Here is a 15,189-nt window from a genome sequence, read left to right as displayed (position 1 = left end):
GTCCGTCGAGACCGGCGCGCGGCGAATTCTACCTAGAAGTTGCAATTGCGTGCCAGGTCTCGGCCCGGCGCCCGAAATACGCCGGATCGGGCAGAGAGCGATCAATGATCGTCAAACACCGTAGGGCACGGGGTTTCTCCGGGCGCGTGCCGGAACCATATTGGGCACATGCCGACGCCGAAGAAACCGCGCACCGCTTCCGTCTTGAGCACGTCCGCCAAGGCCTCGAAGCCCGAGCTGAAACCGCTCGACACCTATCTGGCCGAGTTGCTGAATCCCGCTCTCAATCGCAACCGGCCGCCGCCGGCCGAAGCAGCGCCGGAAGCAGCACCCGGGAAGCCCGCGCGACCGGGCAGGGCGAGGCGCGACACGCCCGCGGGGGGCTCCAGCAAGGCCGGAGGGAAGGCCGCCACCCGCCGGGCGGAGATCGCCCGCGACGGCTTCGCGGAGGCGCCGCAGGCCGGCTACGCGCTGGGAGACGCCGCGGATGTCGATCCGCGCCTCGCCCAGGCGCTCGGCCTGACACCGCCCGAGGACGGCCCCGCTCCGGAGGGCGCCGACCTGCCGGATCCCGGCAGCGACGGCGGCGCCTCGGCGACCGTGACGGCCTTGGAACGGCTGCTCACCGAGGGCAACCCGCTGTTCAAGAACGGCCAGACCTGGGTCCCGCACCGGCCTGAGCGCCCGCAGAAATCCGAGGGCGGCGTCCGGTTCACGCTGAAATCCGAGTTCACGCCGGCCGGCGATCAGCCGAAGGCCATCGCCGAACTGGTCTCCGGCGTGCAGGCCCACGAGCGCGACCAGGTGCTGCTCGGCGTCACCGGCTCGGGCAAGACCTTCACGATGGCCAAGATCATCGAGGAGACGCAGCGCCCGGCCCTGATCCTGGCGCCCAACAAGACGCTGGCCGCGCAGCTCTACGGCGAATTCAAGGCGTTCTTTCCCGACAACGCCGTCGAATACTTCGTTTCCTATTACGATTATTACCAGCCGGAGGCCTACGTCCCGCGCTCCGACACATTCATCGAGAAGGAATCCTCGATCAACGAGCAGATTGACCGGATGCGCCATGCCGCCACCCGCGCCCTGCTGGAGCGCGACGACGTCATCATCGTCGCCTCGGTCTCATGCATCTACGGTATCGGCTCGGTCGAGACCTACACGGCGATGTCGTTCACGGTCTCGCTCGGCGAGCGGATCGAGCAGCGCCAGCTCATCGCCGACCTCGTGGCCCTGCAGTACAAGCGCATCCAGTCGGATTTCGCCCGCGGCACCTTCCGGGTCCGGGGCGATTCGATCGAGTTGTGGCCGGCCCACTTGGAAGACCGCGGCTGGCGGATCGGTCTGTTCGGCGACGAGGTGGAAAGCATCGTCGAGTTCGACCCGCTCACCGGCAAGACCATCTCCGAGCTGAAGTTCGTGAAGGTCTACGCCAACTCGCACTACGTCACGCCGCGCCCGACGCTGCAGCAGGCGATCAAGGGCATCAAGACCGAACTGAACGGCCGCATCGAGGAGCTGATCAAGATGGGCCGCCTGATCGAGGCGCAGCGCATCGACCAGCGCTGCACCTTCGACATCGAGATGATCGAGGCCACCGGCGCCTGCAACGGCATCGAGAACTATTCCCGCTACCTCACCGGCCGGAAGCCGGGCGAGCCGCCGCCGACCCTGTTCGAGTATCTGCCCGACAACGCCCTGGTCTTCACGGACGAGAGCCACGTCACCGTACCGCAGATCGGCGGCATGTACCGGGGCGACTTCCGCCGCAAGGCGACGCTCGCCGAGTACGGCTTCCGGCTGCCCTCCTGCCTCGACAACCGCCCGCTCCGCTTCGAGGAGTGGGACGCCATGCGGCCGATGACCGTCCACGTCTCGGCCACGCCCGGCAAGTGGGAGATGGAGCAGACCGGCGGCGTCTTCGCCGAGCAGGTGATCCGCCCGACCGGCCTCGTCGACCCGGTGATCGAGGTGCGCCCGGCCCGCAGTCAGGTCGACGACCTGCTGGGCGAGGTCCGCGAAGTGGCGCAGGCCGGCTACCGGACGCTCGTGACCACGCTGACCAAGCGCATGGCGGAGGACCTCACCGAGTACCTGCACGAGAACAGCGTGCGGGTGCGCTACATGCACTCCGACATCGACACGCTGGAGCGGATCGAGATCATCCGCGATCTCAGGCTCGGCGCCTTCGACGTGCTGATCGGCATCAACCTGCTGCGCGAGGGCCTCGACATCCCGGAATGCGCCCTGGTGGCGATCCTCGACGCCGACAAGGAGGGCTTCCTCCGGTCGGAGACCTCGCTGATCCAGACCATCGGCCGCGCCGCCCGCAACGCCGATGCGCGCTGCATCCTCTACGCGGACACCATCACCGGCTCGATGGAGCGGGCGATGGCCGAGACCGAGCGCCGCCGCGCCAAGCAGCTCGCCTACAACGCCGAGCACGGCATCACACCGCAGAGCGTGAAACGCGGCATCGCCGACATCCTCAGCAGCGTGTTCGAGCGCGACCACGTCCAGGTCGATACCGGTCTGGCCAAGGATGCCATCACGGTGGGCCACAACCTCAAGGCCGTGATGGCGGACCTCGAGAAGCGCATGCGCGCGGCCGCCGCCGATCTCGACTTCGAGGAGGCGGCGCGGCTGCGCGACGAGCTCAAGCGGCTTCAGGCCACCGAGCTTCTGGTCTCGGACGATCCGATGGCCCGGCAGGGCGATGTGGAGCGCGAGGCCGGCAAGTTCGGCCGGAAGCCGCCGCGCGGGGCAGGGGGCAGCCGCATCGCCAAGCCCGACCTCGACAACATGGGCCCAGGGACGGACCGGGAGCTGCCGGTGGGCGGCCTCGCACCGGTCTGGCAGGAGAGGCCGAAGCCGCGCTCGACCCAGGGGCTCGGCGGGCAGAAGCCGAAGTACAAGGGCGGCGGCGGGCGGCGGCGCGGCTGACTGGCCGCCGCCGGAGCCTCATGCTGCCGCGTTGTCCCGGCCGGCGCGATGGGTGGCCGCGGCATCGCCCGCATCGACGATCGCCTGCGCGATCCGGACCACGAGGGCGTTACAGGCCTCGTCGTAGGCGCGGGGATCCGCCTGCACGGCTGCCTCCGCGAGGGTGCCTCCGCGATCCCGAACGATCTCGCGCGCGGTGCGCAGCGCATCGGCGAAGGGTTCGAACGGGCGGGGCATCGTGGCGCTCCGGAAGGGCCGGGCCATCCCAGCCCGCGTTGGCGGCTGGAACGAGCGTGCCGGCGAAACTGTTCCCGGCGACGCTGGACGCCAGTGCCGCAGGGGCCCAGATCAGACCTCGGTGAGAAACGAGCACGCGATGGCATCCGAGACGAACGCACGCCCCACCCTCGACGACGACACCCTCGCCTTCGCCGCCCGGGTCTTCCAGTATGCTCGGATGGGCCACGCCGAGGAATTGGCCGATCTGTTCGGCCAGGGGCTGCCGGCGAACCTGCGCAACGACAAGGGCGACAGCCTGCTGATGCTCGCCGCCTATAGCGGCCAGGAGGCGGCGGCCCGGATCATCCTCGAGGCCGGCGGCGACCCGGAGCTAGCCAACGACCGCGGCCAGACGCCGCTCGCCGGCGCGGCCTTCAAGAACGATCTGGCTATCGCGCGGCTGCTGCTTCAGCACGGTGCCGCGGTGGACGGGGTCGGCGACGGCACCCGCACCGCCCTGATGACGGCGGCGATGTTCGACCGGACCGAGATGGTCGATCTCCTCCTCCGGCACGGGGCCGACCCGGAGCGCCGCGACATCTCCGGCCAGAGCGCCGCCGATATGGCGCGGGCGATGGGCGCGCAGGCGACGCCGGCCCAGCTCGACGGGGTGGCGAAGCGCTAGCGGGGCCATACCCGGAATCGAATGTGTTTCCGGCGCGACATGCGTCTTATCGGGAGAAGAAATTGTCGCGTTGGATCGGCGTTGCCCTGCTTGCCAGCTATGCTGGGTCTGCTGCCTTCGCGGCCTCCGCCGCCGAAACCCCATGGCCGGCCTTCGGCCACGATCCGAGCAACCGCAACTTCTCCGATCTGACCCAGATCGACCGCGACAATGTCGCCCGGCTGCGACCCGCCTGGCTCTTCCAGACCGGCGTCACGGGCTACTTCCAGGCCCAGCCCGTGATGGTGGACGGCACCCTTTACGTCTCCACGACGCAGAACAACGTCGCGGCGCTCGATGCCAAGACCGGCAAGCCCGTCTGGACCTACACGCACAAGCCGCGCACGGAGAAGATCTTCGGGCCGCCCTCGAACCGCGGGCTCGCCGTGTCCGGTGGCCTCGTCTTCGAGGCGACCATGGACGGACGCCTGATCGCGCTGGACGCCAAGACCGGCCGGATGGTCTGGGACAAGGAGGCGGTGCGCCCGGAGGAGGGCGAGACCGAGACCGCCTCGGGCCTCGCGGCGACGCTCGGCGGCAAGCCGGTGCAGGGGTCGAGCCGCCTCGGCTTCAAGATGCCGCCACTGGTCGCCGACGGCCTCGTGATCGTCGGCGTGACCGGCGCCGGCTACGGACTCCATATCGAGGACGAGACGGGCGGCCTCGACGGCGGCTCGGTGGTCGGCATCGAGGGCGGCTACGGCCGGCGCGGCTGGCTCGCCGCCTACGATGCCAGGACCGGTGACGAGCGGTGGCGCTGGTACGTCACCCCCTCGGAAGGCTGGGAGGGCGGCTTCGTCGAAGCGATCGCCGACGGCACGCCGCTGCATCGCGACATCGCCGCGGAGAAGGCGGCGGCGCCGGCCAACCGCGACGCCTGGCGCGTGGGCGGTGGCTCGCTCTGGATGACGCCAGCCTTCGATCCCGATCTCGGGCTGATCTTCCTCGGGACCGGCAACCCGGCGCCGCAGAATTTCGGCCTCTCCCGGCCCGGAGACAACCTCTACACGATGTGCCTCGTCGCCCTCGACGTGAAGACCGGCAAGCTCCGCTGGTACTACCAGCAGGTGCCGCACGACGAGTGGGGCTACGACGTCGCCGCGCCGCCCTTCCTGCTCGACGGGCCGAACGGCAGCAAGGCGGTCGCCTCCGCGAGCAAGACCGGCTGGATCTACGTCCACGACCGCGCGACGGGGAAACTGATCGCGCGCTCCGCCCCGCTGGTCGACCAGAAGAACCTGTTCGCGTCTCCGACCCCGCAGGGGACCGTGGTGGCGCCCGGGCCCCTCGGCGCCGTCTCCTGGCCGCCCACCGCCTATGACGGGCGGCTGGCCTACGTGCAGGTGCGCCACGGTGCGACAACCTACACGGTCAAGACCGTGCCGGCGGCCCCGGGGCGCCCGGAGATCCGCTACACCGAGACCAGCGAGGCCAAGGGCGAGCCGTCCTTCAGCACGCTCACGGCCGTCGATCTCGCCGATGGCGGCAAGATCGCGTGGTCGGTGCGGTCCGCGAGCCGCCTGTCGGCGGGCACCCTCGCCACCGCCGGCGGCCTCGTCTTTTCCGGCGAGGAGGACGGCCACCTCGACGCCCACGACACGCGCGACGGCCGGGTGCTCTGGCGCTTCCAGTGCGGCGCCGGCATCAGCGGGCCGGCGATGACCTACGCGCTGGACGGCAAGCAGTACCTGGCAGTGGCGGCCGGGGGCGCGTCGTTCACGAAGGCCGCCGGCTTCGGTACCGGCGACGCGCTGCTGGTCTTCGCGCTGCCCGACTGAGGCCCGCGGCCTGCGCTCAGTTGGCCGCGATGGCGTAGCGTGTCCGCAGGCGCAGGCCGAACACCGCCATCATGAACATGCAGCAGGTGGCGTTGTTGCCATTGTACAGGACCGTCTCGAAGGAGGCCGAGACGAGGCCGAGGAACCACAGGCGCAGGAACAGCAGCGTCTCGGCGTCGAGCCGGGTGCCGCCCGCCGCGCGCTGTAGGTCGCGGACCGGCGCCAGCACGAAGGCCACGACGGTGAGGGCGAGGAACGGGAAGCCGCCGATCAGCGCCGTGTCGAGATAGGCGTTGTGCGAGTGGTTGGCGCTGTTCACCCAGGTCAGCTCCTCGGAGCCGCCGTACATGGTGCGCTCGGTCATCCAGAACGCGCCGATCCCCCATCCGCGCCAGGGGCGGATGAAGATGTTGTCGATGGCGAATTGCCAGATCTCGCTGCGCCCCGTGAAGGTCGCGTCGGTGAGGAGCGCCCCGACGGCGTCCCGGATCGGCGCCACCAGGACGGAACCGATCGAGATCAGCGAGAACCCGATCACCGGGCCGAGAAGCAGAAGCGACCGGGCGAAGCCGCCGGTGAAGACCTGACAGAGGCCCGTGACGGCGAGGATCACCGGCAGGAGGGCGATCGCGGTCTTCGAGCCGCTCGCCACCAGGAAGCCGGCGGCCAGGAGCACGATGGTCCAGCCGAGCACGCGGCTGGCCGCGGTGGCGACGTACAGGCCGACGATCACCAGGATGACCATGGCGGCACCGGCCTCGTTCTTCTGCGGAAAGATCCCGCGCCAGAGGCCGGGATGGCTCGGATCGGAATTGACGTCGAAGGCCGAGTGGATCGCGAGGTTCGGCACCAGGGCCACCGCGAGATAGGATGCGATCAGGATCACCAGGGCCGCGCCCGCGAGGGTCAGGGCGAGCTGCCGGGGCGAGCGCGCGACGATCAGAACGCCGGCCGACAGCCCGGCGGCGATCGCCAGCAGGGTCAGCCGCCGCAGCGACAGGCTCGGCTCGATCGACAGCAGCGCGGTGAGCGCGAGCCAGAGGCCGCACGCCATCAGCGGCCAAGTCGCGAGGGAACGCAGGTGGCGGATCCCGATCCGGTGGATGGCCCAGGCCATCACGCCACCCGTCACGAGGAAGAGCAGCTGCGTCAGCGCGCTGCCGTCCTCGGCCGCCGCGAGGGACGACCGGTCCGCCAGATCCACGAGCCACAGGTGGTTCCAGAGCAGGACGAAGACGGCGCCGTTGAGGAGTACCCGCACGACGTCCGGCACGTCGCGGCCGGCGATGCCGCGCTGCCGCCCGTCGGCCGGAACCCCGATCGCCGCGTCCGCAGAAGCCATGTCGTCCCACCGCGAGGGCCGCGCCGTGCGGCCTGCCTCATACTAGCGGCAGGCAGCCCTGAGGCGATGGCAAACCGACGTGTGCCCCGATCAATCGCGCGATAACCTTGATGCGCCGCTCAGCGCCGCATCGTGTACTGCGAGCGGCCGGCCGATTGCCGCATCAGGAAGGCGGCCATCTCGGCGAGTTCCGGCGCCTTCGACCGGAAGGTGACCGACAGGGCAAGCAGCGTGTCCTTGTGGTCGAGCCCCGCGTAGATCCGCTCCTGCACGGGCACGTGCTCGGCCCGCAGCCTGGCGGCGAGGCTGACCGTGTGGCGCGGCTTCACCACCGTGTCGGCCTCGCCGGTCGCCAGGAAGGCCGGCGGCGACAGCGGGCCGACGAAGCTCCCCGGCTGCGTGGCGGGCAGATCGGGCGCCTGCCCGAAAACCTTGGTGGTGGTGTCCTGGTCGAGCGGCAGGAAATCGTAGGGGCCGGACAGGCCCGCCACGGCTTTGATCACCTTGGGATCGACTCCGGCGGCCGTGAGGTAACGGGGATCCAGGCCGAGCATCACGGCGTTATAGGCGCCGGCCGAGTGGCCGGCGAGCACGATCCGGCGCGGATCGCCACCATAGCCGGCGATGTTCTCCCGCACCCAGGCCACGGCCGCGGCCCCGTCCTCCAGAAAGCCCGGGAACGGCGCCTCCGGGAAGAGCCGGTAATCCGGGAGCACCGTGACGAAGCCTTGCGCGGCCAGGGCGTGCCCCACGAAGGCGTAGTCGTCCTTGGAGCCGCTCTGCCAGGAGCCGCCGTAGAAGAAGACGAGCACCGGCGCGTTCTCGGCCGCCGCGACGGGCACGTAGACGTCGAGGCGCCGCCGCGGCCCCTCGCCGAAGGGCTGGTCCTTCGCTGCGAGGCGCCCCCCCGGATCGCGCGGGCCGATCGCGTCGAACAGGGCGAGCGGCGAGGCGGCGGTGAACCCGAAGGCGGCGAGTCCGAGGCAGAGTAGGCTGGCGAGCGCGGTGAGGAGCCGTGTCATATCCCATCCGGTTGTCCCGACGGGCCCATACGGCACCGCTCTCAGGGCGGATTGATGACGCTCCTGGGGCGGATCGCGGAAAATCAGGTGCGCAGCACGATGCAGGCGCCGCCGACCTTGCGGATGCGGCCGCACAGGTCGTCGGCGGCCTGCCGACTCTGCGCTGGGATGCGGATCCGGTAGAAGGCCCGGGTCCCGCGGTTGCGCAGGCGCGTCCCGATGATCATCGGTCGGACCTCGCCGATCACGCCGGCATAGCTGCTGCGGGCACGGTTGAAGCTCTGGAGGGCGAGCGCCTTCGAGAAGTTGCCGGCGAGCTGGATGCCCCACGGCGCGGCCGGGCCCTCGTTGAGGCCGAGGGCGAAGCGGTCGCCGCGGGCCGGGATGCGCAGGCTGGCGGTGACCTGCAGGCAGGTCTGCGGCGCCTCCGGCTTTGCCTCCTTCGCCTCCTTCGCGTCCTTCTCCGGTTTGGCCGGGGCGACACCCTCGGGATACTCGATCGCCTTGCCGGGTCCGGTCCGCCAATCCTCCGCCGGCACGCCCGTGATGGCGGCCACGTAGGCGCGAGTCTCGGCCGGCAGGCCGCCGTCGCCGGACAACCACTTGCTCACCCGCGCCGCGCCGCCGTTGTAGGCCGCGGCGGCGAGACCGAGATTGCCGAACTGCCTCTTCAGGTCGGCCAGAAGGTGGGCGGCGTGCGGAATCGCCTGTTCGGGGTCGAAGGGGTCGAGGAGCCCGCGCTCCCGCGCGGTCCCCGGCATGAACTGCGCGACGCCCTGCGCGCCGGCCGGGCTGACGACGCCCACGCGAAAACTGCTCTCGCGCCAGATCAGCCGGGTCAGGAACGGCACCGGCAGGCTGCGGGCCTTCGCGGACTCGTCGATGAGGCGGCAGAGCGCCTGCTCGACGGTCTCGGTCGCGCCCTCGGACGGAACGGCCGCGGCGGGGCGCGCCGTGAACAGGATGAGAAGCGCGAGCAGCGCGCCGAGGCGCAGGGGGGAGATAGCCACCCCGGCGCTTGTAGCGACCTTCGGTTGCGGATCAATCCGCGCGAAAAGCCGTCGGGCCACTCGATCTCGGGGTTTATCACGGAGCCGGCGCATCGTCCCAGGCCGGCGCATCGGTTCCGAGCCGGCGCGCGGCCCGCGTCCAGTGCATCGGCGCGTGCGCCACCGAGACCGGCGGCCGCAGGCGCCGGGCAGCCCCCCAGAAGGTCGTTTCCACCTCGGGCGCTAGATCGGCCTTCGTCTCGGGAGCGAGCGGTCCGGCGGCCTCGGCCGGGACGGCCCCCGCGAGAAAGGCCGCCGTGCGGGCAAGGGACAGCCGGGCCCGGCCGCCAACGCCGTCCGAGAGCCGGCGCGCGAGCAGCCGCAGCACCGCCGCGGCCATCATGTAGCCGGTGGCCTGGTCGAGCGCCTGCACCGGGAGCGGCACCGGCCGGTCGGCCTGCGTCCAGTCCTGCCCCGCCGCGGCGATCCCGCAGCTCATCTGGACGAGGCTGTCGAAGCCGCGCCGCCCCGCCCAGGGACCGAACCAGCCGTAGGCGTCGAGACAGACCTCGACGAGGCCGGGGGACTGCCTCTCCCGCGTCGCCTCTCCGTAGCCGAGCCCGTCAAGGGCACCGGGACGATAGCCGTGGACCAGCACGTCCGCGCCGGCGAGCAGCCCCTCGAAGACCGCCCGGTCCGCCGCCCGGCGCAGATCGAGCCGGGCGCAGGTCTTGCCCAACGTCATCTCCGGCTCGAGCGGGGCCTCGTCCCAATCGGGCGGATCGATCCGCAGCACGTCCGCGCCGAACCCCGCGAGGAAGCGGGTCGCCACCGGCCCGGCGAGGACCCGCGTCATGTCGAGCACCCGCAGGTTCGCGAGGGGTCGTCCGGCCCGGGGGCTCCAGCGCGAAGGCGACCGGCCGGCAACGGGCTGGAGTGCCACCAGCGGCTCTGTGGCCACGGCATGCCCCGCCGGATGCGCCATCCATTCGGCGAGTCCGCGCATCTCGGCCGCGCAGCCGCCCTCCGTGAGGATCGCCGCCTCCAGCTCGGCCTTGTCCCAGCCCGCCACCGCCCGCGCCATCCCGGCGCGATCCGTCTGGGTGCCGAGCACCCGCTCGGCCGCCGCCCGGTGGTGCGGGGCGTTGGTGTGGAGCCGGATCCAGCCGTCCCGGGTCGGATAATCCCCCGCCACGGGGTCCCACGGCGGCGGGACGCGCCACCCGTCCGGACAGAGCGAGGCCGCGAACCAGAAGGAGGCGAGCCGTCGGTCGACGCTCACGGAACCCGTCGCCCCCGCGACCTCCGCGAGGGCGAGCCCGGCGGCGGCGATCGAGCCGGCCGCCAGATCGGTGACCGCGAAGGCCGAGGGCAGGGCGCCGGCCCCGTCGAAGCGTAGGGACGCGAGGGCCGCGGGCGGCCCGTCGAGCGCCGCCCAGATCTCCGCGGCAAACGCTTCGCCGTGCGCGCTCATGACGACCTCCTCACCCGACGCTCGGGTGCGCGGGTAACGTACACGACCGCGCTCCTGGCGGCGTGATGAGGTGATCCCACTCGCCCACCTCATTCTGAGGTGCCGCGGAGCGGCCTCGAAGGAGGCTTCCAGCCGGCCGCGCGATTCTTGGAGGCCTCCTTCGAGGCCTGCGCTTTCACTCCGGCACCTCAGGATGAGGGCAAGGGTTGGAAGGCTCAGGCGGGCCTGCGTCATCCGGTGTCGTGTGCTTTGGCGCGCGGATCCGAGGGGTGAGACCGATCGGGTCGCGGCGTGACCGCACGATAGACTAGGGTCCGCGCTCCGGCGCGCTATAAGGGGCCCATGTCCGAAACCCAGCCGCTCCTCTCCGTCGAGGGACTGTCCGTCGCCTTCCGGTCCCGGGAGGGCGAGACGGTGGCGGTCGACGGCGTCGATTTCACCATCCGTCGGGGCGAGACCGTGGCGCTGGTGGGCGAGTCGGGATCGGGCAAGTCGGTGACGGCGCTGGCGATCCTGCGGCTCCTCGACGGCGCGGCCCGCCCGGGCGGGCGGATCCTGTTCAAGGGCCGCGACCTCGCGGGCCTGCCCGAGCGGGCGATGCGCGATGTGCGCGGCGCCGACATCACCATGGTGTTCCAGGAACCCATGACGTCGCTCAACCCGCTCCACACGATCGAGCGGCAGATCGGCGAGGTGCTGGGCCTCCATCGTGGGCTCACCGGCAAGGCGGCCCGGCGGCGGATCCTTGAACTCTTGGACCTCGTCGGTCTGCGCGACGCGGAGCGCCGCATGGGCGCCTACCCGCACGAGCTCTCCGGCGGCCAGCGCCAACGGGTGATGATCGCCATGGCGCTCGCCTGCGAGCCCGATCTCCTCGTCGCCGACGAGCCGACCACGGCGCTCGACGTCACCGTGCAGGCGCAGATCCTGGCGCTGCTCGCCGACCTGCAGAAGCGCCTCGGGATGGCGATGCTGTTCATCACCCACGATCTCGGCATCGTTGAGCGGATCGCCGACCGGGTCTGCGTGATGCTGAAGGGCAAGATCGTGGAGGCAGGCGAGACCCGGGCGGTCTTCGCGAACCCGCAGCACGACTACACCCGTCGCCTGATCGCCTCGGAGCCGAAGGGCCGCGCCAACCCGGTCCCGGCCGATGCCCCGCCGCTCGTCGAGGCCGGTCCGCTCAAGGTCTGGTTCCCGCTGAAGGCGGGTTTGCTCCGACGCGTCGCCGGCCACGTCAAGGCGGTGGACGGCGTCTCCCTCCGGGTCCGCGCCGGCGAGACCGTGGGCGTCGTCGGCGAGTCCGGGTCCGGCAAGACGACGCTCGGCCTCGCCCTGCTGCGGCTGACCGGCTCGGAAGGTCCGATCGTGTTTCTGGGCAAGGCCATCGACGGCTACGGCGTGGCGCAGATGCGCCCCCTGCGCCGGGACATGCAGGTGGTCTTCCAGGATCCCTACGGCTCGCTCTCGCCGCGCATGTCGGTGGCCGACATCGTCGCCGAGGGTCTCGTGGTCCAGGGTGCCGTCCGCTCCCGGGCCGAGCGCCGCGCCGTGGTCTCGAAGGCGCTCACCGATGTCGGGCTCGATCCGGCCGCCATGGACCGCTACCCGCACGAGTTCTCCGGCGGTCAGCGTCAGCGGATCGCTATCGCGCGGGCCATGGTGCTCAACCCCCGCTTCGTCGTGCTCGACGAGCCGACCTCGGCGCTCGACCGCTCGGTCCAGGCGCAGATCGTGACGCTGCTGCGCGACCTGCAGCGCGAGCGCGGCCTCGCCTACCTGTTCATCAGCCACGACCTGAAGGTGGTTCGGGCGCTCGCCAACTATGTCGTGGTCATGCAGAACGGCCGCGTGGTCGAGGAGGGCGCCGCGGAGTCGATCTTCGCGAACCCGCAGACCGCCTATACCCGCGCCCTGTTCAAGGCCGCCTTCGCCCTCGACAGCGACGCCCCGGCCGAGCTGGAGCCGGCCTGACCGTGGCGCGCGCGCTCATCATCGTCCTCGATTCCGTCGGCATCGGCGGGGCGCCGGATGCCGAGGCCTACGGCGATGCCGGCTCCGACACGCTCGGGCACATCGCCGAGGCCTGCGCGGCCGGGCGCGGCGACCGCGCGGGGCTCCGCGCCGGACCGCTGCGGCTGCCCCACCTCGCAGCGCTGGGGCTCGGGCTCGCCGCGGCCGGAGCGTCCGGCCGGATTCCGCCGGATCTCGCCCCTGAGGGCCCCCCGGGAGGCGCCTACGGCCACGCCGTCGAGACGGCCGCCGGCAAGGATACGCCCTCCGGCCACTGGGAGATCGCCGGCCTGCCCCTGCCCGAGCCCTGGGGCCACTTCCCCGACACGACGCCGGCCTTCCCGACCGACCTCGTGCAGACCCTGATTGCCGAGGGCGGTCTGCCGGGAATCCTCGGAGACCGGCATGCACCGGGCGTCGCCATCATCGACGAACTCGGGGCCGAGCACCTCCGGACGGGGCGGCCGATCTGCTACACCTCGGCCGACAGCGTGTTCCAGATCGCCGCCCACGAGGACGTCTTCGGGCTGGAGCAGCTCTACGACCTGTGCCGCGTGGCGCGGCGCCTGTGCGATCCCTACCGGGTCTGCCGCGTGATCGCGCGGCCGTTCGTGGGCTCGCCGGAGACAGGCTTCCGCCGGACTGGCAACCGCAAGGATTTCGCCGTGGAGCCGCCGGGCCGCACGCTCCTCGATCGGGCGGAGGCGGCCGGCCGCGCGGTGGTGAGCGTGGGCAAGATCGGCGACATCTTCGCCCACCGCGCCACCGGCCGCGAGATCAAGCCCGGTCCGAATGCCGCCTGCCTCAAGGCCGGCCTCGAGGCCCTGCAGGACCTGCCGGACGGCGGCCTGATCTTCGTCAACCTGGTGGATTTCGACACGGAGCACGGCCACCGCCGCGACGTGCCCGGCTACGCGGCCGAGTTGGAGGCGTTCGACGCGCGCGTCCCTGAAATCCTGGCGGCGCTTCGCCCGGGCGATCTCGCGGTGATCACCGCCGACCACGGCAACGACCCGACCTGGACCGGGACCGACCACACCCGCGAGCAGGTCCCGGTCCTGGCCTTCGGGCCGGGCATCGCCGGCCGCGCCATCGGCCGGCGCGACAGCTTCGCCGATATCGGCGCCACGGTGGCGGGCCATCTGGGCCTGCCGTGGGACGGCGCCGGACGGCCGTTCCTGAAGGAGGGACAGCATGCGGGATGACGAAGACCGGCCGCGCAGGCCCGTGACCCACGAGGTCGGGCAATCCCTCGACACGCTCTCGCTCTCCGACCTCGACGAGCGCATCGCACTCCTGCGGGCCGAAATCGCCCGGATCGAGGCAGCCCGATCCGCCAAGCAGGCGGCGCAGGGCGCCGCCGACGCCTTTTTCAAGCGGGGCTGACGCTTGGACCGGTCGGATACTCTCGCGGCCCTGCGGCGCGGCGATCTCGGCGGCGCGCGGGAGCTGCGCCTGCCGGACGGGCTTACCGAGGTCCCGCGCGAGGTCTTCGCCCTGGCCGACACGCTGGAGGTGCTGGATCTCGGCCGTGGCAGCCTGACCGACCTTCCTGCGGATCTCGGGCGGCTGCGCCGCCTCCGGGTTCTGTTCGGCTCCGGCAACCCGTTTGCGCGCCTGCCGCCAGTGCTGGGCGATTGTCCGACGCTGAGCCAGCTCGGCTTCCGTGGCTGCGGCATCAGCGCGGTTCCGGCCGAGGCCCTGCCGCGCGACCTGCGCTGGCTCACGCTCACCGACAACCGGATCGAGCATCTGCCCGGAACTCTCAGCGAGCGCCCACGCCTTCAGAAGCTGATGCTGGCCGGCAACCGCATCGGCGCGCTGCCGGAGACGCTCGCGGGCGCATCGAACCTGGAGCTGATCCGGCTCGCCTGCAACCGCATCGAGACGTTGCCATCCTGGCTGACCCGCCTGCCACGGCTCGCCTGGATCGCCTACGCGGGTAATCCCGCCGAGCCGGCGACGGAGCCCGCCCCGGCGCCCCGGGTGCCGTGGGCGGATCTGGAGGTCGGTGACCTTCTCGGGGAGGGCGCCTCGGGACGGGTACACCGCGCCGGGTGGCGCGGGGAGGTGGTCGCGCTCAAGCTGTTCAAGGGCGCCATGACCAGCGACGGCCTGCCCGAGCGCGAGATGGAGGCCTGCCTCGCCGCCGGCACGCATCCGGCGCTGACCGGAGCGCTGGGCCGCCTCGACGGCCATCCCGACGGCGCGCAGGGGCTGCTGCTCCGGCTTCTCCCAACCCACTGGCGGGTGCTCGCCGGACCGCCGAGCCTCGCGAGTTGCAGCCGCGACATCTACGATGCGGATCTGCGCGTCGGCCCGGAGGCGGCCCTGCGGATCACCCGCGCGGTGGCGGGCGCCGTGGCCCACCTGCACGGACGCGGCCTGCTTCACGGCGACGTCTACGCCCACAACACCCTGTGGGATGCCGGCACCGGCGCGGCTGTGCTCAGCGATTTCGGCGCCGCCTCGGCGCTGCCGGGCGGAGACGCGGGCGCCCGCTTGGCGCGGATCGAGGTGCGGGCGGTCGGCATCCTGATCGGCGAGGTGCTCGACCGCTGCGAGGCGCCCCCGCCCGGGCTGCAGGCTCTGGTGGAGGCCTGCACGCAGCCGGATCCGGACCGGCGGCCGAGCCTCGTGGAGGTGGTCGCCGCGTTGGGTCAGAGGTCGGCCTGAGCCGTCCCG

12 protein-coding genes are annotated in these 15,189 nt (G+C 71.7%); 7 read left to right on the top strand and 5 right to left on the bottom strand.

What is annotated here, in order from left to right; translation table 11 throughout:
* The first annotated feature begins 168 nt into the window (after window positions 1–168).
* Window positions 169–2,943 carry an excinuclease ABC subunit UvrB gene (gene uvrB, locus ACLBX9_RS09435; RefSeq protein ID WP_010687252.1) on the top strand — a complete coding sequence of 925 codons (2,775 nt, stop codon included), beginning with the start codon at window positions 169–171 and terminating at the stop codon, window positions 2,941–2,943.
* Window positions 2,944–2,961: 18 nt separating this feature from the next.
* On the opposite strand, the gene ACLBX9_RS09430 is transcribed toward uvrB, so the two are convergent.
* The gene (locus tag ACLBX9_RS09430; RefSeq protein WP_010687251.1) at window positions 2,962–3,180 is read right to left on the bottom strand and encodes a hypothetical protein; all 219 of its coding nucleotides are present in this window, start codon (window positions 3,178–3,180) and stop codon (window positions 2,962–2,964) included.
* Between the two features lie 139 nt (window positions 3,181–3,319).
* On the opposite strand from ACLBX9_RS09430, the gene ACLBX9_RS09425 reads away from it, so the two are divergent.
* Both ACLBX9_RS09425 and ACLBX9_RS09420 read left to right on the top strand, forming a co-directional pair.
* Window positions 3,320–3,847 (top strand): ankyrin repeat domain-containing protein, encoded by a 528-nt coding sequence (locus ACLBX9_RS09425; protein ID WP_010687250.1) that lies wholly within the window; start codon window positions 3,320–3,322, stop codon window positions 3,845–3,847.
* Window positions 3,848–3,909: 62 nt separating this feature from the next.
* The gene (locus tag ACLBX9_RS09420; protein ID WP_447718731.1) at window positions 3,910–5,664 is read left to right on the top strand and encodes an outer membrane protein assembly factor BamB family protein; all 1,755 of its coding nucleotides are present in this window, start codon (window positions 3,910–3,912) and stop codon (window positions 5,662–5,664) included.
* 16 nt (window positions 5,665–5,680) lie between these two features.
* Here the strand turns inward: ACLBX9_RS09420 and ACLBX9_RS09415 are convergent, their stop codons facing one another.
* The 4 genes from ACLBX9_RS09415 to ACLBX9_RS09400 all read right to left on the bottom strand — a co-directional run bounded on the left by ACLBX9_RS09415 (window position 5,681) and on the right by ACLBX9_RS09400 (window position 10,491).
* Window positions 5,681–7,006, bottom strand: coding sequence for an O-antigen ligase family protein (locus ACLBX9_RS09415; RefSeq protein WP_447718730.1), 1,326 nt, complete (start codon window positions 7,004–7,006; stop codon window positions 5,681–5,683).
* A 119-nt stretch (window positions 7,007–7,125) separates the two neighbouring features.
* Entirely contained in the window at window positions 7,126–8,028 is a 903-nt protein-coding gene (locus tag ACLBX9_RS09410) for an alpha/beta hydrolase (RefSeq protein ID WP_447718729.1), read from the bottom strand.
* 83 nt (window positions 8,029–8,111) lie between these two features.
* A complete protein-coding gene (locus ACLBX9_RS09405) occupies window positions 8,112–9,038 on the bottom strand; it encodes a lytic transglycosylase domain-containing protein (protein ID WP_447718728.1) in 927 nt (308 codons plus the stop codon).
* A 76-nt stretch (window positions 9,039–9,114) separates the two neighbouring features.
* On the bottom strand, window positions 9,115–10,491 hold the full coding sequence (locus tag ACLBX9_RS09400) for a CoA transferase (RefSeq protein ID WP_447718727.1): 1,377 nt from the start codon (window positions 10,489–10,491) through the stop codon (window positions 9,115–9,117).
* A gap of 342 nt (window positions 10,492–10,833) precedes the next feature.
* Here ACLBX9_RS09400 and ACLBX9_RS09395 point away from each other — a divergent pair, with 342 nt between their 5' ends.
* From ACLBX9_RS09395 to ACLBX9_RS09380, 4 genes are read left to right on the top strand one after another with little or no spacing between them, the layout of a single operon-like run.
* The gene (locus ACLBX9_RS09395; RefSeq protein WP_447718726.1) at window positions 10,834–12,465 is read left to right on the top strand and encodes an ABC transporter ATP-binding protein; all 1,632 of its coding nucleotides are present in this window, start codon (window positions 10,834–10,836) and stop codon (window positions 12,463–12,465) included.
* Window positions 12,466–12,467: 2 nt separating this feature from the next.
* Window positions 12,468–13,709, top strand: a complete 1,242-nt coding sequence (locus ACLBX9_RS09390) for a phosphopentomutase (protein WP_447718725.1) — start codon at window positions 12,468–12,470, stop codon at window positions 13,707–13,709.
* Complete coding sequence (locus ACLBX9_RS09385; RefSeq protein WP_010687243.1) at window positions 13,699–13,890, top strand: DUF1192 domain-containing protein; 192 nt, start codon at window positions 13,699–13,701, stop codon at window positions 13,888–13,890. Before ACLBX9_RS09390 ends, ACLBX9_RS09385 begins: the two co-directional genes overlap by 11 nt.
* A 3-nt stretch (window positions 13,891–13,893) precedes the next feature.
* On the top strand, window positions 13,894–15,180 hold the full coding sequence (locus ACLBX9_RS09380) for a leucine-rich repeat-containing protein kinase family protein (protein ID WP_447718724.1): 1,287 nt from the start codon (window positions 13,894–13,896) through the stop codon (window positions 15,178–15,180).
* Window positions 15,181–15,189 lie beyond the last annotated feature (9 nt).

The sequence above is a fragment of the Methylobacterium sp. A49B genome, from assembly GCF_053346215.1.
The sequence above is the reverse complement of the archived record's forward strand: the minus strand, read 5'-3'. Positions and strand labels throughout refer to the sequence as shown.

What these genes read in the sequence shown, in the direction of transcription:
- ACLBX9_RS09425 (WP_010687250.1), top strand. Translation starts at nt 3,320, where the DNA reads ATGGCATCCGAGACGAACGCACGCCCCACCCTCGACGACGACACCCTC.
- ACLBX9_RS09385 (WP_010687243.1), top strand. Translation starts at nt 13,699, where the DNA reads ATGCGGGATGACGAAGACCGGCCGCGCAGGCCCGTGACCCACGAGGTC.
- ACLBX9_RS09430 (WP_010687251.1), bottom strand. Translation starts at nt 3,180, where the DNA reads ATGCCCCGCCCGTTCGAACCCTTCGCCGATGCGCTGCGCACCGCGCGC.
- ACLBX9_RS09415 (WP_447718730.1), bottom strand. Translation starts at nt 7,006, where the DNA reads ATGGCTTCTGCGGACGCGGCGATCGGGGTTCCGGCCGACGGGCGGCAG.
- ACLBX9_RS09400 (WP_447718727.1), bottom strand. Translation starts at nt 10,491, where the DNA reads ATGAGCGCGCACGGCGAAGCGTTTGCCGCGGAGATCTGGGCGGCGCTC.
- ACLBX9_RS09395 (WP_447718726.1), top strand. Translation starts at nt 10,834, where the DNA reads ATGTCCGAAACCCAGCCGCTCCTCTCCGTCGAGGGACTGTCCGTCGCC.
- uvrB (WP_010687252.1), top strand. Translation starts at nt 169, where the DNA reads ATGCCGACGCCGAAGAAACCGCGCACCGCTTCCGTCTTGAGCACGTCC.
- ACLBX9_RS09410 (WP_447718729.1), bottom strand. Translation starts at nt 8,028, where the DNA reads ATGACACGGCTCCTCACCGCGCTCGCCAGCCTACTCTGCCTCGGACTC.